General features: G+C 67.3%; 15 protein-coding genes. 7 read left to right on the plus strand and 8 right to left on the minus strand.

Going from position 1 to position 19,360, the window contains the following annotated elements; translation table 11 throughout:
- Nucleotides 1–4 precede the first annotated feature (4 nt).
- Both V5F68_RS24165 and fumC read right to left on the minus strand, forming a co-directional pair.
- Nucleotides 5–1,645 (minus strand): NAD-dependent malic enzyme, encoded by a 1,641-nt coding sequence (locus tag V5F68_RS24165; RefSeq protein ID WP_394012827.1) that lies wholly within the window; start codon nt 1,643–1,645, stop codon nt 5–7.
- A 106-nt stretch (nt 1,646–1,751) separates the two neighbouring features.
- The gene (fumC, locus tag V5F68_RS24170; protein WP_394013046.1) at nt 1,752–3,155 is read right to left on the minus strand and encodes a class II fumarate hydratase; all 1,404 of its coding nucleotides are present in this window, start codon (nt 3,153–3,155) and stop codon (nt 1,752–1,754) included.
- Between the two features lie 500 nt (nt 3,156–3,655).
- Here fumC and V5F68_RS24175 point away from each other — a divergent pair, with 500 nt between their 5' ends.
- On the plus strand, nt 3,656–6,661 hold the full coding sequence (locus tag V5F68_RS24175; RefSeq protein ID WP_394012826.1) for a DNA translocase FtsK: 3,006 nt from the start codon (nt 3,656–3,658) through the stop codon (nt 6,659–6,661).
- A gap of 50 nt (nt 6,662–6,711) precedes the next feature.
- On the opposite strand, the gene V5F68_RS24180 is transcribed toward V5F68_RS24175, so the two are convergent.
- On the minus strand, nt 6,712–7,518 hold the full coding sequence (locus tag V5F68_RS24180) for a transglutaminase-like domain-containing protein (RefSeq protein WP_394012825.1): 807 nt from the start codon (nt 7,516–7,518) through the stop codon (nt 6,712–6,714).
- Between the two features lie 370 nt (nt 7,519–7,888).
- On the opposite strand from V5F68_RS24180, the gene V5F68_RS24185 reads away from it, so the two are divergent.
- The 3 genes from V5F68_RS24185 to V5F68_RS24195 all read left to right on the plus strand — a co-directional run bounded on the left by V5F68_RS24185 (nt 7,889) and on the right by V5F68_RS24195 (nt 10,829).
- Nucleotides 7,889–8,683, plus strand: coding sequence for an N-formylglutamate amidohydrolase (locus V5F68_RS24185; RefSeq protein WP_394012824.1), 795 nt, complete (start codon nt 7,889–7,891; stop codon nt 8,681–8,683).
- 96 nt (nt 8,684–8,779) lie between these two features.
- Nucleotides 8,780–9,448 (plus strand): response regulator, encoded by a 669-nt coding sequence (locus V5F68_RS24190; RefSeq protein WP_348845310.1) that lies wholly within the window; start codon nt 8,780–8,782, stop codon nt 9,446–9,448.
- Nucleotides 9,438–10,829: a sensor histidine kinase gene (locus tag V5F68_RS24195; protein WP_394012823.1), complete on the plus strand. Its 1,392-nt coding sequence runs from the start codon at nt 9,438–9,440 to the stop codon at nt 10,827–10,829. The genes V5F68_RS24190 and V5F68_RS24195 overlap by 11 nt, the downstream gene beginning before the upstream one ends.
- Before the next feature lie 63 nt (nt 10,830–10,892).
- Here the strand turns inward: V5F68_RS24195 and V5F68_RS24200 are convergent, their stop codons facing one another.
- The 3 genes from V5F68_RS24200 to V5F68_RS24210 all read right to left on the minus strand — a co-directional run bounded on the left by V5F68_RS24200 (nt 10,893) and on the right by V5F68_RS24210 (nt 13,762).
- Entirely contained in the window at nt 10,893–11,687 is a 795-nt protein-coding gene (locus tag V5F68_RS24200; protein WP_394013045.1) for an ABC transporter permease, read from the minus strand.
- A gap of 92 nt (nt 11,688–11,779) precedes the next feature.
- Nucleotides 11,780–12,634, minus strand: a complete 855-nt coding sequence (locus V5F68_RS24205; protein WP_394012822.1) for an ABC transporter ATP-binding protein — start codon at nt 12,632–12,634, stop codon at nt 11,780–11,782.
- Between the two features lie 84 nt (nt 12,635–12,718).
- The gene (locus V5F68_RS24210) at nt 12,719–13,762 is read right to left on the minus strand and encodes an ABC transporter substrate-binding protein (protein WP_394012821.1); all 1,044 of its coding nucleotides are present in this window, start codon (nt 13,760–13,762) and stop codon (nt 12,719–12,721) included.
- Nucleotides 13,763–14,050: 288 nt separating this feature from the next.
- Between V5F68_RS24210 and V5F68_RS24215 the strand changes: the two genes are divergently transcribed.
- Entirely contained in the window at nt 14,051–14,302 is a 252-nt protein-coding gene (locus V5F68_RS24215) for a GlsB/YeaQ/YmgE family stress response membrane protein (RefSeq protein WP_394012820.1), read from the plus strand.
- A gap of 3 nt (nt 14,303–14,305) precedes the next feature.
- Here V5F68_RS24215 and V5F68_RS24220 read toward each other — a convergent pair whose 3' ends face one another.
- The gene (locus tag V5F68_RS24220; RefSeq protein WP_394012819.1) at nt 14,306–15,070 is read right to left on the minus strand and encodes a hypothetical protein; all 765 of its coding nucleotides are present in this window, start codon (nt 15,068–15,070) and stop codon (nt 14,306–14,308) included.
- 66 nt (nt 15,071–15,136) lie between these two features.
- On the opposite strand from V5F68_RS24220, the gene V5F68_RS24225 reads away from it, so the two are divergent.
- On the plus strand, nt 15,137–15,823 hold the full coding sequence (locus V5F68_RS24225) for a spermine/spermidine synthase domain-containing protein (RefSeq protein WP_394012818.1): 687 nt from the start codon (nt 15,137–15,139) through the stop codon (nt 15,821–15,823).
- A 367-nt stretch (nt 15,824–16,190) separates the two neighbouring features.
- Here V5F68_RS24225 and V5F68_RS24230 read toward each other — a convergent pair whose 3' ends face one another.
- Nucleotides 16,191–18,020 carry an SLC13 family permease gene (locus V5F68_RS24230; RefSeq protein WP_394012817.1) on the minus strand — a complete coding sequence of 610 codons (1,830 nt, stop codon included), beginning with the start codon at nt 18,018–18,020 and terminating at the stop codon, nt 16,191–16,193.
- 407 nt (nt 18,021–18,427) lie between these two features.
- Between V5F68_RS24230 and V5F68_RS24235 the strand changes: the two genes are divergently transcribed.
- Nucleotides 18,428–19,315, plus strand: a complete 888-nt coding sequence (locus V5F68_RS24235; protein ID WP_394012816.1) for a transglutaminase family protein — start codon at nt 18,428–18,430, stop codon at nt 19,313–19,315.
- Nucleotides 19,316–19,360: the final 45 nt, after the last annotated feature.

A 19,360-nucleotide genomic window follows, 5' to 3' on the forward strand; every position in this document is an offset into this window, starting at 1 on the left:
CGCCTCACACCGCGGGATAAGCGGGGAGATAGGCGAGCGCCGCGATATGCGCCGCGATGTCGGCCGGGCGCGGCACCTGCGCGAGGCCGTTGTCGAACACATATTCGGCGATGCGCACCGCCACATGCAGCGAGGCTTTGCGGATGTCGCTCTGCGGCGGATAGATCAGGCCCTTGTCCAGATCCGCGTCGGTCACCTGCTCGGCCACCGCCTTGGCGGCGACGATGAACATGGCCTCCGTCACGCGGCGGGCCTCGGTAGCGAGCACCGCCATGCCCATGGCGGGGAAGATATAGACATTGTTGCCCTGGCCGGGGACGAAGGTCATATCGCCCAGCGTCACCGGCGCAAACGGGCTGCCGCTGGCGAAGATCGCCTTCCCCTCTGACCAACGATAGGCCTCGTCCGCCGTGCATTCCGAGCGCGAGGTGGGATTGGAATAGGGGAAGATGATCGGCCGCGCGTTGATCTTCGACATGGCCTGGATCACGGCCTGGTTGAACAGCTTCGGCACCGTGCTCACCCCGACGATGCCGGTGGGCCGGATCGCCTCGATCGCCTCGACGAACGAATTCACCGGCGCATGGTCGTGGGCGAAGGGTTTCTGGAAGCCGGCGATGTCGGTGCGGGAATTCACCATCAGGCCGTTGACGTCGAACAGCCAGTTGCGCGCCCGCGCCTCCTCGATCGTCGCGCCTTCCAGAACCATGGCCTGGCTGATCAGCTCGGCGATGCCGGTGGCCGCCGAGCCGCCGCCGAGGAACAGGAAGGTCTGGTCGGTGAGCTTCTCCTTGGAGATGCGCAGCGCGCCGTAGATGCCCGCCACCGCGACCGCCGCCGTGCCCTGGATGTCGTCATTATAGGTGCAGATCTTGTCCCGGTAGCGCTCCAGGATCGGCACTGCGTTGATGTTGGCGAAATCTTCCCATTGCAGGCAGCAGCGGGGATAGAGCGTGGTCACGGCGGTGACGAATTCGTCAATGAAGGCGTCATATTCGGCCCCGCGCACGCGGTTCTGCCGCAGGCCGAGATAGAGCGGGTCTTCCAGCAGCGCAGCATTGTTGGTGCCCACATCGAGCGTGATCGGCAAGGTCAGCTCCGGCGGCACGCCCGCGCAGACCGTATAGAGCGAGAGCTTGCCCACCGGGATGCCCATGCCGCCGACGCCGAGGTCGCCGAGCCCCAGGATGCGCTCGCCGTCGGTCACCACGATGAAGCGCACGTCGCTCTGCGGCCAGCGCGAGAGCACCTCCTTCAGACGGCCCTTCAGCGTGATGGGCAGATACATGCCGCGCGTGGCGCGCAGCACGTGGTCGAACTTCTGGCACGCCTCGCCCACGGTGGGGGTATAGACCAACGGCATGAACACCGCCGGATCGGACATCAGCACCGCATAGAACAGCGTTTCGTTGCGCGCCTGGAGATCGCTCAGCAGCAGGTATTTCTGCAGGTCGTTGTCGAGCTGCGTCAATTGCAGGTGGACGCGGGCGACCTGGGTTTCCAGCGTGTCCGCCACCGGCGGCAGGAAGCCTTCCAGGCCGAGCCGCGCCCGGTCCTCCACAGCGAAGGCGCTGCCGCGATTGAAGATGGGATTGTGAAGCAGTGCGACCCCTTTCGGGGTGGTCTGGTCGCTCGGCGCGGTCATGGCGGAACCTCCGGAAGGGTGGATCTTTTATGCGTTTCTTGAAGGCGGGGCGCACGCAGGGGCGGGGCGGCGCAGCCTTGAGGGCCGCGCTGCGCCGCCGGAAGGCTCAGTGGCCTTCCTCCTTCGCCACATAGGGCTTCACCATCTTGGCCGGGTCCACCACGCGCAGGAATTCCTCCTCGGTGACGAATTCGAGCGCCAGCGCGGCTTCCTTCAACGTGAGGTCGTTGTCCATGGCGTGGTGGGCGATCCTGGAGGCCTTGTCATAGCCGATCACCGGGGCGAGCGCGGTCACCAGCATCAGCGAGCGGTCCACATATTCCTGGATCTTCTTGCGGTTGGGCTTGGTGCCTTCCACCAGGAACTTGCGGAAATTGGTGCAGCCGTCGCTGGCGATGGTGATGGAATGGGCGATGTTGAAGATGATGAGCGGCTTGTAGACGTTCATTTCCAGATAGCCGCTGGCGCCGCCGAAGCCGACGCTGACGTCGTTGCCCATCATCTGCACGGCGATCATGGTGAGCGCCTCGGCCTGGGTGGGGTTCACCTTGCCGGGCATGATGGAGGAGCCGGGCTCGTTCTCCGGGATGATCAGCTCGGCAAAGCCCGCGCGCGGGCCGCACGACATGAGGCGGATGTCGTTGCCGATCTTGTAGAGCGAGGCGGCGAGCGTGCGCAGCGTGCCGGAGAATTGCACCAAGGCGTCATGGGCGCCCTGGACCGTGAACTTGTTCGGCGCGGTCACATAGGGCAAGCCGGTGAGGCCGGCGATCTCGTCCGCCACCGCCTCGGCAAATCCCGGCGCCGCATTGATGCCGGTGCCGACCGCCGTACCGCCGAGGGCGAGGCGATAGACCCCCTTCAGCGCGTCCTGAAGGCGTTCGATATCGTCCGCCAGCATGCCGGCATAGCCGGACCATTCCTGGCCGAGCGTCAGCGGGGTCGCATCCTGCATGTGGGTGCGGCCGATCTTGACGATATCCGCCCATTCCTCGGCCTTGGCCGAGATCGCGTCATGCAGGGCCTGCACCGCCGGGATCAGCCGCTGGGTGGCGTTGACGCCCACCGCGATATGCATGGCGGACGGGAAGCTGTCGTTCGACGATTGCGACATGTTCACATGGTCATTGGGGTGCACCGGCGTCTTGCTGGCGAGCGGCGTGCCCGCGAGCTGGCAGCAGCGGTTCGAGATCACCTCATTAACGTTCATGTTGAACTGGGTGCCGCTGCCGGTCATCCACACGTGCAGCGGGAACATGTCCTGGTGCTTGCCGGCGAGCAGCTCGTCGCACACCTGCACGATCAGCTTGTAGGGCTCTTCCGCGAGGCGCCCGCCGGCATGGTTCGCCCGCGCCGCCGCCTTCTTGAGGAGCGCATAGGCGGTAATCATCTCGCGCGGCATCAAATCCGTGCCGATGCTGAAATGCTCTAGCGAGCGCTGGGTCTGCGCGCCCCACAGCTTGTCCGCCGGGACATCGACTTCACCGAGGCTGTCGGTTTCCTTGCGCATGTCAGTCACGTGTGGACCTCTGAGGTGGGGATTGCGAGGGGCATCGGCTGAAGGAACCGCGGGCTGCGGAGCCGCAGGCTGGCGGGTTGAGGTCAGGGGCGTTGGGCGCGCGGCTTTTTGCCCATGGGCGCGGCGATCGCGCGGGCGGCGAGAAGCGGCATGCGGGTGGCGGAAATGGGCGCGCGTCTCATGGGGCGATATCCGGGATGGAAAAGAAAAGCCGAGCAAAAGACGTTGAAGCGACGCTATCCCCAATGCCGTTGTTTTTCAACACGGGCGATGAAAAGCTTATGGTTAATAAGTTGGATGCGGCCGGAAATAGTCGTTGCGGCGATGCATGGTTGAACCACGGGGTATTTGTGCGCCGCCGAACGAATTGGCCTTCGGCCCCCTCTGCCCTGTGGGCGGAGCCGCCTCCCAAAACCTCCTGTTAACGCCGCACTCCGTATCCCTGGAGACAACGCGGCCGGCTCGGCCGGCCCTCCGGGTCATGGAAGATCATGCCTTCTTCAAACCGCCCTCCCAGAACCTACGAGCCGTCCTTCTCCCTCTCCGCGCGGGCCGGCGCCGCGCTGCCGACAGGCCGTCCGCTGCTGCCCAAGGATGCCCGCGACGCCGCCTTTTCTCCCTGGGTCGCGCTCGATCTGGTGCCGAGCTGGCTGCGCCCCTTCACCTTGGATGAGAATACCCGCTTCACCCGGACTCCGGACCATTTCCTGCGCACCCGCCACGGCATGGGCGAATCGCCGAAAGTGACATCGCCGCCCCCGGCGGAACGCACCGCCATCGCCCCGGATCAGGCGGCTCCCGAAGAGAGCGGTGCCGCGCCGGTCGGAACGACCGCCGTTCCAAGCGTGGGGCCGACCTGGCGCTTCCTGGTGGAGGAAACCGAGCCCGAGACTCAGACCGCGAACATGGCGTGGAGCGATGCGGCAGAACCCCCGGTGGCCTTGGAAACGCTGCGCGCCGCCATCGAAGGGGGTGTCGCCTTCGCTCTAACGGGCCTCGGCGAGGACGCTGCCGCGCCGGTGGTGGTGGAGGGCAGTGAGATCGCCTTGGCCGCGCCCGAGGCGCCGGTGCCATCGGCGTCGGCCGAAATCGCCCTGGCGCCGGACGACGGCGCCCCTGGTATCGAAATGCCGGCAGATCCGGTGGACGCCGCCACCATCCAGATTGAATCGGCCGACGTCGGTCTCGCCGACGCGGACCATCTCGCTCACGGGCTCGCTTCGGCCGCGGCCGAGGAGCGCAGTGAAGACGACGCAACCGAGATGCCGGCTGCTCTCGCTCCGGCCGAAGAGACGCCCGCGCCCGCATCCGGGTGGGTGATGCGTGATCCCGACGCGAACAGCGATGTCGAGCAGGAGTCTGAGCACGTCGCCACGCAGGACGCCGCGTTCCCGAGCGATGTGGCGAAAGACAAGACCCCCGAGCCGTGCGATCCGCCGTCAGCGCCCGCCGCGTCCCCCGTGCCGCAGACGCTGCTGAAGCTCGGCCGGCTCATTTGCCTGGGCGAAGGGTTGCACCCGCGGGCCGCCGAGGAGCAGGACCTTTTGCCTGTGCACCCCCCGCACGATGCGCAAGCGCAGGGGATATCCGCCGCAATCGCGCCGGGGGATGAGCCCTCGCGCGAGGCGGCGTTGGCAGATACGCTCCCAGACCTCGCTCTCTCGCCGGAAACCGAGGCGAACGCCGACGCGGCGCCCGCCCCCTTGGAAGTCGCCGCCCAAGCAGAACCCGCCGTGCAAGTGGAAGTCGCCGATCTGCCGGCACCGGCGTCCGCGCCGGTCACCCTGGATCCGCTTTCCGCCATCGTCGGAGCCTCTTTCCATTGGGCGTTCCATGGGTTGAACTTCCCGCCCGCGCTGGGCACGCCGCCGCTGGCCGCGCCGCAAAACGCCGCCCCTTCCGTGCCGGTGGCGCCATCTTCCATCGTTCCGGTCCCGCCGCCGTCGCTCGCGGCCGATGCCGAGGATGACTTCGGCGCCTATGAGCTTCCCGCGCTGGACCTGTTGCGCGAGCCGCCGGTGCAGGAGCCGGACTTCGAGCTGTCGGAGGAATTCCTCGACCAGAGCTCGGCCATTCTCCAGCAGACGCTGCGGGATTTCGGCGTGCGCGGCGAAGTCATCGACGCCAATCCCGGCCCGGTGGTGACGCTGTACGAATTCGAGCCCGCGCCGGGCACCAAGTCCAGCCGGGTCATCGGCCTCGCGGCGGATATCGCGCGCTCCATGAGCGCGGTTTCGGTACGCGTGGCGGTGGTGGAGGGGCGCAACGTCATCGGCATCGAGCTGCCGAACCGGCGGCGCGGCACCGTGTGGCTGCGCGAGCTTCTCTCCGGCCCGCATCTCGACGAGGCGCATGCGAAGCTCGCGATCGCGCTGGGCAAGACCATCGGCGGCGAGCCGGTGATCGTCGATCTTGCCCGCATGCCGCATCTGCTGGTGGCCGGCACCACCGGCTCCGGCAAGTCGGTGGCCATCAACACCATGATCCTCTCGCTGCTCTACCGGCATTCGCCGCAGGCCTGCCGGCTGATCATGATCGATCCGAAGATGCTGGAGCTTTCGGTCTATGAGGGCATTCCGCACCTGCTGACGCCTGTCGTCACCGATCCGAAGAAGGCGATCATCGCGCTCAAATGGGCGGTGCGCGAGATGGAGGACCGCTATCGCAAGATGTCGCGGCTCGGCGTGCGCAATATCGACGGCTTCAACGCCCGCATGGCGGAAGCGCGGGCGAAGGGCGAGATCATCAAGCGCCAGGTCCAGGTGGGCTTCGACAAGGAGACCGGGGAGGCCCTGTTCGAGGAGCAGGACATGGACCTGACGGCCCTGCCGTTCATCGTCATCATCGTCGACGAAATGGCCGACCTGATGCTCACCGCCGGCAAGGAAATCGAGGGCGCCATCCAGCGCCTCGCCCAGATGGCCAGGGCCGCCGGCATTCATCTGGTCATGGCCACCCAGCGTCCCTCGGTGGATGTCATCACCGGCACCATCAAGGCGAATTTCCCGACCCGCATCTCATTCCAGGTCACCAGCAAGATCGACAGCCGCACCATTCTCGGCGAGATGGGGGCCGAGCAGCTGCTCGGCCAGGGCGACATGCTCTACATGGCGAGCGGCGGCCGCATCACCCGCGTGCACGGCCCGTTCGTCTCCGACGGCGAGGTGGAAAAGGTGGTGGCCCACCTGAAAGCCCAGGGCGGCCCGGAATATCTCGACGCGGTGACCAGCGAGGAGGAAGCCGAGGGCATCGGGGAGGGCGACGACGCGGTGTTCGACAAGGGCGCGCTGGGTGAAGCCAGCGGCGATCTCTACGAACAGGCGGTTGCCATCGTCCTGCGCGACCGCAAGGCGTCCACCTCTTATATCCAGCGCCGGCTCCAGGTGGGCTACAACAAGGCGGCGAGCCTCATGGAGCGGATGGAGAGCGAGGGCATCGTCGGCCCGGCCAACCACGCGGGTAAGCGGGAAATCCTGTCCGGCGCACGCCCGCTCTGAACGGGATCGCCGGGGGCGGCGCCGCGGGGGGGAACCCGCGGGCCGGCGGCTCAGGCGACCTCGTCGGTAATCACCTCGAAGCTCGCCAGCGTGCAGGGGCCGAACGAGGTGACGATGGCGACGTCGGTGGCGTCGCGTCCGCGCGCCATCAGGATGCGGCCGATCCGCGGCTTGTTGTGCCGGGCATCGAACGTGTACCAGCGATCGCCCAGATAGACCTCGAACCAGGCGCTGAAATCCATCGCCGAACCGTCGTACGGCACGCCGATATCGCCGAGATAGCCGGTGCAATAGCGCGCCGGCACGTTCATGCAGCGGCACAGGGTGACGGCGAGGTGGGCGAAGTCGCGGCACACGCCGCATTGCTCGTTATAGGCCTCGAACGCGGTCTTGGTCGGGCGCGCATGGGCGTAGCCGAAAGTGATGCGCTGGTGCACGAAATCGCAGATGGCGCTGACCAATGGCCAGCCCTTGGGCACCTGCCCGAACAGCGACCAGGCGATGTCGGACAAGCGGTCGGTCTCGCAATAGCGGCTGCCGAGCAGATAGAGCAGCACATCCACCGGCAGGTCCGAGAGCGCATGCTGCTGGGCGTGCGGGGCGTAGAGATCGGCCTGCCCCCCATCCATGATGGTGAAGTCGGTGAACATGGTCAGCCGGCCGGCGGGGGCATTGATGACGTGGCAGAAATTGCCGAAGCTGTCGTGATAGGTGTTGGCGGGGAGCTGTGGATCGAACATCACCCGGTCGGGACTCAGCAGATCGCCCACCCGGGAAGGATGCACGCTCAGGGTCAGGATCATCGGGGTCGGCTGGGGGCAATCGTAGGCGATCCGATAGCCTGCGTGAATCTTCATCGAAAATCTCCGGCGCCGGCGCGCGCAGAGCCGTGAGGATCGCTGCTCGTCGCGCCGGACAGATGAACGGGCTGTCGTCGCGCACGCTGGATCCGGTCGGCTTCCCGGGGTCCGCCTGCCGGTTCGTCACCCGGTACTTTTACAATGCAACCCTAGCACCATCCGGTGCGAATGTTTGGGATTTGTCGCATTCGGCATGAAAATGCCGGGTTAAATAAGTGGCACTTGCGACATTCTGGACGAAACCGGCCGGCATAGCTGCCGACAGGGCAGTCAATAGTCTATAGATGGAGCACACTATAGCTGGAGCTCGGGGTCTCAATGGCCACAAGCTTCTCATTATTAGCCACCAGAAGAGTCCGGAAAAAAGATGGCGCATCCTCTATTGGCAGCCGACGAGCCGTCGCCGGTCACGGTCTATAACGCGCAATCGGCTTCTGCGTTCCTGATCGTCGCCGACCATGCCGGAAACCGCATGCTGCGCGCCCTCGGTCAGCTCGGAATCGCGGATGCGGACTGCCTGCGCCACATCGCCATCGACATCGGCATTGCGGGCGTCTGCCGGCATCTGGCCGATGCGCTGGGTGCGACGCTGATCCAGCAGGAGTATTCGCGCCTCGTCATTGATTGCAACCGCCAGCCGGGGACGCCGACCTCCATTCCCGTCCTCAGCGAGAGCACCGAGATCCCGGGCAACATCGGCCTCGGGCCGGTGGAGGCGGCGCAGCGCGAGCGCGAGATCTTCCGCCCGTATCACGATCGCATCGCCGCGGAGCTGGACGCACGGCAGGTGGCTGGGCGGCCGACGATCCTGATCGCCATGCACAGCTTCACGCCGGTCTATCTGGGCATCGCGCGCCCGTGGCACGCGGGCGTGCTCTACAATCGCGATCCGCGTCTTGCACGCGCTTTGTTCGCCGAGCTGGAGCGCGAGGCGGACCTCGTCGTCGGCGATAACGAGCCCTATTCGGTCAGCGATGCGTCGGACTATACGATTCCCGTCCATGGCGAGCGGCGCGGCGTGCCCCATGTGGCGGTTGAGATCCGCCAGGATCTGATCGCCGATGCGGCCGGGCAGGCGGCCTGGGGCGCACGCATGGCGCGGCTGCTGGTGTCCGCCCTTGCGGCCCTCGGCGAACCCCTGCCGGCGACCGCCGCCTCCTGACTGGCGACATGCCGCGGCGCGAATTTTTTCCTTTGGCGGGGCGGGCGCATTGACCCTCCGCCCGCCCGCTGCCATGTGCGCAGCGGGAGAACGCGCATGCGGCTGCTGCTGGTGGAGGACAATCGGGAACTCGCCGCATGGCTCGCCAAGAGCCTGCGCCAATCCACCTATGCCGTGGACGTGGTGCACGATGGCCTCGATGCCGAGCATGCGCTGGAAGTCGCCGAATATGCCTTGGTGATCCTGGACCTGTCCCTGCCCGGCCTCGACGGGCTGCAGGTGCTGCGGCGGCTGCGGCGGCGCGGCAGCACGTTGCCGGTCATCATCCTCACCGCCAATGCCAGCCTCGACGGGCGGGTGGCCGGGCTCGACGAGGGGGCCGACGATTATCTCGCCAAGCCCTTCGAGATCGCCGAGCTGGAGGCGCGCATCCGCGCCCAGCTGCGGCGCGTGCACCGGCAGGCCGACCCGGTGGTGGTGTTCGGCGATCTCTCCTTCGATTCGCGCACCCGCCTGTTCGCCCTGCGCGAGGGCGAGCTGGCCCTGACGCCGCGCGAATATGCGGTGCTGGAACAATTGCTGCTGAAGAGCGGGCGCACGGTCAGCAAGGCGCAGCTCTCGCAGAGCGTGTTCGGCTTCGAGGACGAGGCGGACCCCAGCGCCATCGAGATCTATGTCCACCGGGTGCGCAAGAAGCTGGAAGGCTCTAACGTGCGTATCGTCACTTTACGCGGCCTCGGCTATCTTCTGCGGCATGAGGATTAGAAGCCTCCGTCTGCAATTGCTCGCATGGCTGGTCCTGCCTTTGGCGGGGGTGGTCGCCGTCAATGTGTGGACGAGCTACGGCAATGCGGTCGCCACCGCCGACCTCGTCACCCATCGCATGCTTACCGCCTCCGCCCGCGCCATCGCCGAGCCGAGCCGCGCCGATCGCGGCGTGATCGAGGCCATCGTGCCGCCCGTGGCGCTGGAGATGTTCGCCACCGGCCACCAGGACCGGGTCTATTACCGGGTGGAGACCGCCCCCGGGCGCCTGCTCACCGGCTATCCCGACCTGCCGCTGCCGCCGCGCGTGCCTTCGGATTTCGAGCCGCTGTTCTATGACGGCGCGTATCGCGACCAGCCGCTGGACCTGGTGATGATGCTGCATCCCCTGGTGGGCGCGGGGGCGGAAGGGCCGATCCGTGTGATGGTGGGGGTGACGCGCGCCGGCCATGGCGCCATGGTGCGGCAATTGTGGATCGGCGGCTTCGGCCAGCAGGTGCTGCTGCTGGTGGCGGCGGCGATCCTCGCGCTGATCGGGCTCAATCGCGGCCTGACGCCCTTGCTGCGCCTGCGCGATGCGGTGCAGCGCCGCTCCCAGGAGGATCTGGCGCCGTTCTCCGCCGAGGATGTGCAGACCGAGCTGCGCCCGCTGGTGGGCGCGCTCAACCAATATATGGACCGCGTGCAGAAGCAGATGGCGGCGCAGCGCCGCTTTGTCGCCAATGCGGCGCATCAATTGCGCACGCCGCTCGCTTTGCTCAGCACCCAGGCGAGCTATGCCTTGCGCGAGAAGGATCCCGACGAACGCACGCTGGCGCTCAAGGCACTGCAGGCCAGCGCCCGGCAATTGGCGCGTCTCGCGGCGCAATTGCTCACCCTCGCCCGCGCCGAGCCGGGCAGCCGCCGCCCGCGCAGCGAAAGCATCGATCTGGCCGCCGCGGCGCGGCTGGTGACCGCAGAATTTGCGGAAGGCGCGCTGGCGCGGGGCATCGACATCGGCGTCGAGGCGGAAGGCGCTGTGCCGGTGACCGGCGACGGCACCATGCTGCGGGAGATGATCGTCAATCTCGTGGACAACGCCACCCGCTATGCCGGGGACGGTGGCATCGTCACGGTGAGCGTCGCCCGCGAGCGGGACGAGGCGGTGCTGCGCGTGGCGGACAGCGGGCCGGGCATTCCGCCGGCCGAGCGCGAGCGCGTGTTCGAGCGCTTCTATCGCGTCCTCGGCACGAGCGCGGAGGGCAGCGGGCTTGGCCTCGCCATCGTCAAGGAAGTGGCGGAGGCGGCGGCGGGCACCGTCGCGCTGCGGGATGCCGAAGGCGGCGGGCTGGTGGTCGAGGTGCGCCTGCCGCTGGCACAGGAAACGGCCGCCGCCGCATAAAAAAAGGCCCGGCGGAGCGCCGGGCCAGTGGGAGGACTTTGAAACAGGTGGCGCGGGCTAAAATCAGCCGTGCGCGTCGTTGAGCGGGGCAGGGCGCCATTTCACCAGGCGGTTCTCCACCAGCGTGATGATGAACTCGACCACCAGCGCCAGCACGGCGAGGATCACCATGGCGGCGAACACGCCATTGGCGTTGAACGCGCCCTGGGCGGTGGAGATCATGAGCCCGACGCCCTTCTTCGCGCCCAGGAACTCGCCCACCACCGCGCCCACCAGGGCGAAGCCGAACGAAACGTGCAGAGAGGCGAGGATCCAGCTCATGGCCGAGGGGATGATGACCGTGCGGGTGATCTGCAGCGGCGAGGCGCCGAGGATCTGCGCATTGGCGATCAGCGCCCGGTCGGCCTCGCGCACGCCCTGGAAGGCGTTGGCGAACACCACGAAGAACACCATCACCACCGCCAGCGCCACCTTGGAGGCCATGCCGAGGCCGAGCGCGATGATGAAGATCGAGCCCAGCACCACGCGGGGAATGGAGTTCGCCACCTTGATGTAGACGCTGAACACGTCCGCCAGCAGCTTGTTGCGCCCCAGCAGGATACCGCAGGCCACCCCGCCCACGGCGCCGATGAAGAAGCCGAGCGTGGTCTCCTCCAGCGTCACCAGGATCTGCTCCCAGAGCGGCCCCTGGGAGGTGCCCTCGGTCATCCAGATCCAGATCTGGTCCCAGATGCCGGAGGGGCTGGCGAAGAAGAACGGGTCGATGAAGCCGGTCTGCGCGCCGAGTTCCCACCCACCCAGCACACCCACCAGGATGGCGATGCGCAGGGCGATGACGAGGGCGTGCCGGCGGCGCATGGCGCGCTGCGCGGCGGCGGAGACGGATTCGAGAGTGGGGGCCGCGTTTGCGGCGAGCGGTTCGGCCTGAACGGTCATGGCGTGTCCTCCTCTCAATGTCCGGCCGACATGGCGCGGGCCTGGCCGATCTGCACTTCCTCGCGCAGGTCGTTCCAGATCACGCGGGCGATCTCGACGAACTGGTGGTCGTAGCGGATCTCCGACATCACGCGCGGGCGCGGCAAGTCGATCTGGTAGACGCTCTTCACCGTGGCGGGGCCGGCGGTGAGCACATAGACCTTGTCGGCCAGCGCTACCGCTTCCTCCAGATCGTGGGTGACGAACACCACCGAGGCGCCGGAGCCCGACCACATGGCGAGCAGTTCGTCCTGCATCAGCGTGCGGGTCTGGATGTCGAGCGCGCTGAACGGCTCGTCCATCAGGAGGATCTTCGGCTCGTTGATGAAGGTCTGGGCGAGCGCCGCGCGCTTGCGCATGCCGCCGGAGAGCTGGTGGGGATAATGGCCCTCGAACTTCGAGAGGTGCACGCGGGCGATCCAGTCGCGCGCCTTCTCATACGCCTCGGCCTTGGACATGCCGCGATAGAGCGGGCCGGCGGCCACGTTGTCGAGCACGCTGCGCCAGGGGAACAGCGCGTCGGTCTGGAACACGAAGCCGATGTCGCGGCGGATGCCGGTGACCGGCTCGCCCATTACCCGCACCTCGCCCGCGCTCGGCGGGGCAAGCCCGGTGACGAGGTTGAGCGTGGTGGACTTGCCACAGCCGGTGGGTCCGACCACGCAGGCGAATTCGCCCGCCTTCACGGACATGGTGAAATCGCGCAGCGCGGTCATCATCTTGCCGTCGGGCGTGACGAAGCGGCGGGTGACGTTGACGAGGTCGATGGCGGGCGGCGCGGCCGAGCCTGCCGCCGGCGCCGGGCGGGACGCAAGGAGGGTTTCGGACATGAGTCTCTCCGTCCGCCGCCCTGCGGGCGTCGGCTGCTTGAGGACAAAAAGGAAAGCGGCGCCGCAAGCGGGCGCCGCGCCATATCAGTTGCTGGAGCCGAGGCTCTTCACGGCGGCGTCCACGAACTCTGTCGTATAGGTCTTCGACAGGTCGATCTGCTTGCCCTGGACGTTCTTGCTGAAGCTCGCGAGCACCTTCAGCACCGTCTCTGGGCCGCCGTTGGGCATGCGGCCGTCGGGGGTGAACTGCGCCTTGCCCTCGGCGAGGCCCTTCACATAGAGGTCCTTGTCGCCGACGTAATAATCCTTGGGCATCTTGTCGGCGATCTCTTCGGCGCTGTGGGCGGCGATGAAGCGCATGGTCTTCACGAACGCATTCGCCAGCTTCTGCGCCTCTTCCTTATGGGTGTCGGCCCAGGACTTCTGCACATAGAAGGACGCCGCCGGGTAAAGCCCGCCCAGCGCCGCGATGGTCTTGTCGGGGGTGCGCAGGTCCACCAGGATCTTCGCGTCGCCGGTCTTCAGAAGCTGGCTGATGGTCGGCTCGGTGGTCATGCCGGCGGCGATCTGGCCCTGCCGCATGGCGGCGATGAAGGTGTTGCCCGCGCCCACCGGCAGCAGGGAATATTCGCCCGGCTTCAACCCGGCATTCACCACCAGCGACTGGGTGAGGAAATCGGTGGAGGAGCCGAGGCCGGTCACGCCCAGGGTCTGGCCCTTCAAATCGGCCGGGGACTTCACCTTGTCGGCGAGCTTGGCGGAAAGCATCTCCGCTTCACCCGGCGCCTGGCTGAACTGGACGATGGACTGGAGGAACTTGCCCTTGGCCTGGAGGTCGATGGTGTGGTCGTAGAAGCCCACCACGCCCTGCACGGCGCCGGCCAGAAGCTCGTTCTCGGCCTCGACGCCCGCGCGGGTGCTGATCAGCTCGACGTCGAGCCCCTGCTCCTTGAAATAGCCCAGCTGCTGGGTGAGCACGGCGGGCAGGTAGATCTGCTTTTCCATGCCGCCGACGATGATGGTGACCTTGTCGGCCGCGAAAGCCGGGCCGCCGGCGGGAATCGCCAGCGTCGCGACGGCCAGCGAAAGGATGAGCGGGCGCACGGCCGCTTTCATCGCAGGGATCATATGTGTCTCCTCGGGGCGCTGAGCGCCGGTTTCCTCGTTTGGCGGTGCTTGGCGACACTCTTGTGCGGGACGTTGCCCTGTGGTTGCCGCAATTGATAAGCCCGCCAAGCTTTCACTTCGCTTTCGCCCTGTCGTGCCGCACGATGCCGGTCCGGCGCCCGCCTTGGGCTTGACTGTTGCCCGCCCCGCGTGCGCGGATGGGCCCTGGAGGACACGCGCGGGACGTGACGGGGGAACCCAAGCACGATCTTCGCCGTTGGTGGCGTGTTTCCCAGCCTGGAGGGCAGCATGGGCGTGTTGTGGACCATCATCATCGGCTTCGTCGCCGGCATCGTCGCGAAACTGATCTATTCCGGCTCCAACGAGCCGCAGGGCTTCATCCTCACCACCGTGCTCGGCATCGTCGGCGCGCTGGTGGCAACCTATCTCGGACAGGCGATCGGCTGGTACCAGGCCGGCCAGGGCGCCGGCTTCATCGGCGCGGTGGTCGGCGCGCTGATCGTTCTCTTGGCCTGGGGCCAGCTGGCCCGCCGGGCCTGATCCTCAGTCCTCCGGCAGGCGCCGCAGCGGGCGGTTTGCGAACGAGGGCGGCGCCGGTGGCGCCGCCGACGGGCGGATGCCGAGCGGAAGTGCCTCTGCCGGCTGGCGCGTCGGCGCGGCCGGCGCAGGGGATGCGGGCGCAAGGGGAGAAGGTGGCGCGGCCTGAGGTTGGCCGCGCACGCACACGGCGGCAAATCGCGTGCGCACGATATTCATGCCCCGATAGGGGAAGCTTGCCTCATAAACGATATGGGCGCGGCCGGTGGTGCGGAGGACAAGCGTGCCCTGGTCGGGCAACGCGCGCAGCAGGCGTTCCGGATCGGGCGCGAACAGATCCTGCCGGTTGGGCGCGGCGCGCCATGCGCCGGTGACGGCGGCGCTCCCCTCGATGCGATAGGTGACCCGCGCGGTCGCGTCCGGCGCCACCAGCCCGGTGGGCGAGAACATGAACTCCATCCGGCCGTCGAAGCAGCGCACCGCGAGGATCGCCTGATCCTTCTCCACCCAGATGGAGGCCGAGATCTGCGGGCGGTCGTCGCTGGGCGACCGCGATTCGATGATCGTCCAGGTCTGCGGCACGGGCGGCGGCGGGCTGGAGGCGTCGCAACTCTCGCCCGGCGGCGGAGCCGCGGCCGGGGTTGCGCCACACGGGCCGGCAGCCTGCGCGAAGGCGCCTGTGCTGGCGACGATGGCCGCGAGAGTCGCGCTCCAGGCCCAGAACAGTGGCGCTCTCCCAACTTGCTTGCGGCAATGCGGCGAGGCACTCATAGATCGAACCGCGCGCGTTTCCAATCCAAAGGCGCGCCGCGCGCCGCATCGGTCGAAGAGAAAATCGTGATCCCCTGGCTCCTGCTCGACACCGCCGAAGTGCCCGATGGCGGCGGCACCTTGCGCCTGATGCAGCGCGGCGCCGAATTCTCCATCATGGCCGGCGCGACCGAGCTGATGAACAGCCGCCTCTCCGGCTCGGAGGAGGCGCTGGCCGCGCTCGCCAGCGCGCGGCTGGGGGCGTGCGCGGCACCGCATCTCCTCATCGGCGGGCTCGGCATGGGCTTCACCTTGCGCGCCGCGCTCGCGGCCTTCGGCGCCGACGCGCGGATCGAGGTCGCCGAACTGGTGCCGGAGGTCGTCGCCTGGGCGCGCGGTCCCATGGCGGAGCTTCACGGGGACAGCCTGGACGATCCCCGCGTGAGCCTGTGGAGCGGCGACGTTAGCGCGCTGATCCGGTCGCAGGCAACCGCCTATGACGCCATTCTGCTCGACGTGGACAATGGGCCGGACGGCCTGACGCGCGCCGCCAACGATGCCCTGTACGACGCGGCCGGCCTGCGCGCGGCGCTGCGGGCGCTGCGTCCCGGCGGGCTACTGGCGGTGTGGTCCTCCGGGCCGGATGCCGGCTTCACCCAGCGGCTGAAACGGGGCGGATTTGCCGTGGAGGAAGTCCGGGTGCGGGCGAACGGCAAGCGGGGCGGCGCGCGCCATGTGATCTGGATCGCCACCAAGGCGGGCGGCCGGAGCTGAGCGCGGATCGCGCGCATTGCCGATTTTCGGATTCATCGTGGGCGAAACTTCGCCCGAAATCGCGGTTTCATCGCCCGGAATGGGGCGGTCAAGCGCCAGTAAACCGCTGTTCGTCTGCGCTAAGTCCATGTTTCACGTGAAACATTTCCCGCGCGGCGGTGCCAAGACTTGGAAAAAAGGGTCGCCTTAAGGGGATTTCATAACCCGCAGCAGCACCCAAAGCAGGGCGCCGCAGCTCGACAGGACGGTCCCAACCACGGCGATAAGGACGAGGAAGTCCACATGCGTCATGGCCGCAACGCTGAGCCCGACCGGTCGGCAATTCAACTGAGGCTGGGCCATCAGTCAAAAATTCACAGGCCCCGGCCTAAAGCGGCAGGAAGATCGGGATCAGGAATACGCTGACGATCATCGCCACGATGGTGAAGGGTACGCCCACCTTCACGAAATCCCCGAAGCTGTATTGCCCCGGGCCGACCACCAGCGTGTTCACCGGCGAGGAGATGGGCGTCATGAAGGCCGAGGAGGCGGCGATCGCCACCACCATCGCGAACGGATAGGGCGAGGCGCCGAGATCCTTGGCAATGGCAAGGGCCACCGGCGCCATCAGCACGGCCGTCGCGGTATTGGAAATGAACAGGCCCAGCAGCGCCGTGATGACGAAGATGGTGCCGAGCACGAGGTGTGGCGCCGCCTGTCCCACCAGCGCCACCACCGCGTCGGCGGCGAGATCGACGCCGCCGGTGCGTTGCAGGGCGATGGAGAAGGGGAGCATGCCGACGATCAGGATCAGGCTCTTCCAGCTGATCGAGCGATAGGCGCTGTTGAAATCCACACAGTGCAGCAACCCCATGAGTAGACAGCCGATGATCGCCGCCTGCACATTGGGAATGACACCGCTGACCATCAGGGCGACCACCAGGGCAAGCACGCCCAGAGCCTGCGGTGCGCGGCTCGCGGCGGGGAGCACCTCCTCCAGTTCCGCCGGCATGTTCAGCACGATGAGGTCCTCGGTATCGCCCTGAAGCGCGCGGATGTCGGACCAGAAGCCCACCATCAGCAGCGTATCGCCCAGCTTGAGGCGCTCGTGCAGCAGGTCGCTGGAGGCGACATGGGCGCCGTGCCGCAGGCCGATGACGGTGAGCCCATATTCCGAGCGCACCCGCGCCTCCAGCACCGTGCTGCCGATGAGGCGGGACTCGGCCGGCAGCATCACTTCCACCATGCCCAGCTCCTGGGAGCGGTCGGAGAAATAATCGCCGTCGCCGAGGGGAACGCGCTCCACCTTCCAGGTGGTCCGAAGGGCATCGAGCTGCTCGGGGGTGGCCAGCACGTCGACGAGCAGCATGTCGCCAGGCTCGAGGCGGGTGCGCGCGCTCGGCCTTATGACTTCGAAGGTGCGGCCGGTGCCGCGCTCAATGGCGAGCAGGTTCACGCCCGAGGCGCGCAGCGACACCTCCTCCAGCCGCCGGCCGGCCAGCGGCGAGCCGAGGGCGAGGCGCACGCGCTGCGCCCGGTCGGTCAGCGCATAGCGCTCCACCCAGTCGCGCAGGCTCGGCCGGCGGGTCAGGGTGGCGCCCGGCCCGCCCTTGCCGCCCAGCATCTTGCGCGCGAACAGCATGTAGAAAATGCCCAGGATCAGCAGCGGCAGGCCGAAGGGCGTGAAGCTGAAGAAGCCGAACCCCGCGGAGCCCTGCCGGATCAGTTCGGCGTTCACCACCAGGTTGGGCGCCGTCGCCACCAGGGTCAGCATGCCGCTGATGAGGGCGGCGAAGCTCAAGGGCATCATCAGCCGGCTCGGCGATGTGCCCCGGTTCTGCGAGATCCGCAGCACCACGGGAATGAAGATGGCGACCACGGCGGTCGAGCTCATCAGGGCCCCGAGCCCACCCACGGCGGCCATCAGCAGAACCAGCAGGCGCGTGTCGCTGCCGCCCGCCTTGGTGTCCAGCCAATCGCCCAGCCGCCGCGCCACGCCCGTGCGCACCAGCCCTTCGCCGATGACGAACAAGGCGGCGATGAGCACGATCGAGGGGTCGCTGAAGCCGGCCAGCGCCTCGCTCATGGTGACAATGCCGGTGAGCGGCATGGCCACGATGACCAGCAGCGCCACCGCATCCATGCGCGGCCGGTTGACGATGAACATCACCACGGCGGCGGCGAGCATCAGCAGAACGATGGCGAGTTCAGCGTTCATCAAACTTCCTCAAGCCCCTCCTTCGCGGAAGGCGGCGTGGCACCTGCGGCCGGGGCAAGGCGCCATGGTCAAGCTTTTCCTTTCTCTTCCCCGGATCGCCGCGAATTGCAACCTTGACGGCACGCCACCCGCACGACACAGATTCTGCGAAAGCATCTGCAGCGGTCGAGCTTCCCTCGGAGGTTTCGCCGCGACACGACGCATGTCGGGGCAGGGCATGGCGAGGGGGAGGCGTGGCGTCGATGCGAAATGATACCCGTGCGGCAGGCCCGTCGCCGCGATCACGGTTCCGCGAAACGTCCCGCGGGGGCGCCTGATCTTTCCCCAGGGCGCGCCTCGCAAGCCGCGCCGCGTTTTCTCATTCGGATTCTTCGGAACAGTCGGCACACGCTGCCGCACGAGGGCAAATGGCACGGATCAGCATCGTCCACACGACCGAATACACCTACCGCAATCCCGTCGGCCTGACGCGCCACCGCATGATGCTGCGGCCGGACGATAGCCACGACCTGCGCCTGCACCACGCAAGCCTGCGGGTGGAGCCGGAGCCTGCGAGTATCCGCTGGGCGCACGATGTGTTCAACAATTCCATCTGCTTCCTCGAATGGCCGCAGGATCTGCGCACGGAGCGGCTCAATATCGTCTCCACGCTCGATCTGACGCATCATCCCGAAGGACCGCCTTTGCCGGTCTACAGCCTGGAACCGGCGGCGGAATTGTTTCCCTTCTCCTATGCCGCCTCTGAAATCGCCGATGTCGCCCGGCTGGCGGAACGTCAGCAGCCCGACCCGAACAACACCGTGGATCAATGGGCCCGCCGCTTTCTGGGCGACGGGGGCAAGGGCCGGACGCTGGAGGTGATGGAAGCGATCACCCACGCCATCAAGGCCGAATTCCGCTACGGCGCCCGCCACGAGGCGGGAACCCAGACCGCCGCCGAGACGCTGGCGCTCGGATCGGGCACTTGCCGCGACTTCGCGGTGCTGATGATGGAAGCGCTCCGCAGCTTCGGCCTCGCCGCGCGTTTCGTCACCGGCTATCTCTATCCCGACAGCTTCGGCGAGACGGTCGGCGGCGGCAGCACGCATGCCTGGTGCAGCGTCTATCTTCCGGGCGCAGGCTGGGTCGAATACGATCCCACGAATGGGCTGGTGGCCGGCGCCAATCTGATCCGGGTCGGCGTGACGCGGTCCTCCGAGCAGGCGATCCCCATCTCGGGCGGCTTCATCGGCGATGCAAGCGATCCGCTCCCGATGCACGTGGATGTGGCGGTGCGCGCGGTTCCAGCCTCCTAGCTGCCCGGTGCTCGGTATGTGAGCCGGGCCGTCGGTCCTCCAGCT

The organism is Roseixanthobacter pseudopolyaromaticivorans (assembly GCF_043195145.2).
GTDB lineage: Bacteria > Pseudomonadota > Alphaproteobacteria > Rhizobiales > Xanthobacteraceae > NCEH01.

Excerpts from the sequence above, each read along its gene's own strand:
- V5F68_RS24180 (WP_394012825.1), bottom strand. The coding sequence starts at position 7,518 with ATGAAGATTCACGCAGGCTATCGGATCGCCTACGATTGCCCCCAGCCG.
- V5F68_RS24235 (WP_394012816.1), top strand. The coding sequence starts at position 18,428 with ATGGCACGGATCAGCATCGTCCACACGACCGAATACACCTACCGCAAT.
- fumC (WP_394013046.1), bottom strand. The coding sequence starts at position 3,155 with ATGCGCAAGGAAACCGACAGCCTCGGTGAAGTCGATGTCCCGGCGGAC.
- V5F68_RS24195 (WP_394012823.1), top strand. The coding sequence starts at position 9,438 with ATGAGGATTAGAAGCCTCCGTCTGCAATTGCTCGCATGGCTGGTCCTG.
- V5F68_RS24220 (WP_394012819.1), bottom strand. The coding sequence starts at position 15,070 with ATGAGTGCCTCGCCGCATTGCCGCAAGCAAGTTGGGAGAGCGCCACTG.
- V5F68_RS24190 (WP_348845310.1), top strand. The coding sequence starts at position 8,780 with ATGCGGCTGCTGCTGGTGGAGGACAATCGGGAACTCGCCGCATGGCTC.
- V5F68_RS24210 (WP_394012821.1), bottom strand. The coding sequence starts at position 13,762 with ATGATCCCTGCGATGAAAGCGGCCGTGCGCCCGCTCATCCTTTCGCTG.
- V5F68_RS24185 (WP_394012824.1), top strand. The coding sequence starts at position 7,889 with ATGGCGCATCCTCTATTGGCAGCCGACGAGCCGTCGCCGGTCACGGTC.
- V5F68_RS24165 (WP_394012827.1), bottom strand. The coding sequence starts at position 1,645 with ATGACCGCGCCGAGCGACCAGACCACCCCGAAAGGGGTCGCACTGCTT.
- V5F68_RS24175 (WP_394012826.1), top strand. The coding sequence starts at position 3,656 with ATGCCTTCTTCAAACCGCCCTCCCAGAACCTACGAGCCGTCCTTCTCC.
- V5F68_RS24205 (WP_394012822.1), bottom strand. The coding sequence starts at position 12,634 with ATGTCCGAAACCCTCCTTGCGTCCCGCCCGGCGCCGGCGGCAGGCTCG.
- V5F68_RS24215 (WP_394012820.1), top strand. The coding sequence starts at position 14,051 with ATGGGCGTGTTGTGGACCATCATCATCGGCTTCGTCGCCGGCATCGTC.
- V5F68_RS24200 (WP_394013045.1), bottom strand. The coding sequence starts at position 11,687 with ATGCGCCGCCGGCACGCCCTCGTCATCGCCCTGCGCATCGCCATCCTG.
- V5F68_RS24230 (WP_394012817.1), bottom strand. The coding sequence starts at position 18,020 with ATGAACGCTGAACTCGCCATCGTTCTGCTGATGCTCGCCGCCGCCGTG.